This is a genomic window from Neisseria sp. P0021.S005, assembly GCF_051956955.1.
In genome coordinates, this window is record NZ_JBQCWY010000796.1 from 1 (window position 1) to 1,178 (window position 1,178).

Here is a 1,178-nt window from a genome sequence, read left to right on the forward strand (position 1 = left end):
CGCGGCTGGCCGTCAACCAAGGCCACCATGTTGATACCGAAGCTGTCTTGCAGCTGGGTCAGTTTGTAGAGTTGGTTCAAAACGACTTCGGCATTTTCATTGCGTTTCAATTCGATCACGACACGCATACCGGATTTATCGGACTCGTCGCGCAGGTCGGATACGCCTTCCAACGTTTTTTCGCGTACCAACTCGCCGATTTTCTCAACCAGCTTGGCTTTGTTTACTTGATATGGGATTTCATCGATAACGATGGCTTCGCGCTCGCCGTTTTTACCGATAGGCTCAATATGGGTTTTACCGCGCATCACTACACGGCCGCGGCCGGTTTTATAGCCTTCGCGCACGCCGCTCAAGCCATAAATAGTTGCGCCGGTTGGGAAATCGGGTGCTTGGATAATGTTGATCAGCTCGTCGATTTCAGTTTCAGGCTCATCCAACAAACGCAGGCAAGCATTGATGGTATCGCCCAAATTGTGCGGCGGGATATTGGTTGCCATACCGACGGCAATACCGGACGAACCATTGACTAACAACGCCGGGAAACGGGTCGGCAATACCAGCGGCTCATGTTCGCTGCCGTCATAGTTGGGACCGAAATTGACGGTTTCTTCTTCGATATCCGCCAGCATTTCATGGGAAATTTTTTCCATGCGGATTTCGGTATAACGCATGGCTGCTGCGGCCAATCCGTCGACAGAACCGAAGTTGCCCTGACCGTCAATCAGTACATAACGCATGGAGAAGTCTTGCGCCATGCGGACGATGGTGTCGTAAACGGCTGTATCACCGTGGGGGTGATATTTACCGATAACGTCGCCGACGATACGCGCCGATTTTTTATAGGCGGAATTCCAGTTGTTTTTCAACTCGTGCATCGCGTACAACACGCGGCGGTGTACCGGCTTGAGACCGTCGCGGACATCCGGCAGGGCTCGTCCCACAATCACGCTCATGGCGTAATCGAGGTAGCTCTTGCGCATTTCGTCTTCAAGGCTGACAGGCAGGGTTTCAAGTGCAAATTTATGGTCGTTGCGGATGGTTGCGTCGGTCATGATTATCTGTAATTTCGTATGGCAAAAATCTTGTTGATTCTACCACAAAACAAGCGGTTTATGGCTTTTGCGTGAAGGCCGTCTGAAACAGGATTTCAGACGGCCTTCGTTATTTAATAAATT

1 protein-coding gene is annotated in these 1,178 nt (G+C 50.8%); it reads right to left on the bottom strand.

Annotated features, from left to right (window positions below):
* Positions 1 to 1,055: DNA gyrase subunit A (locus tag ACTHUE_RS19370; RefSeq protein WP_440424209.1), on the bottom strand; the 1,055-nt coding region annotated here is incomplete at its 3' end.
* Positions 1,056 to 1,178: the final 123 nt, after the last annotated feature.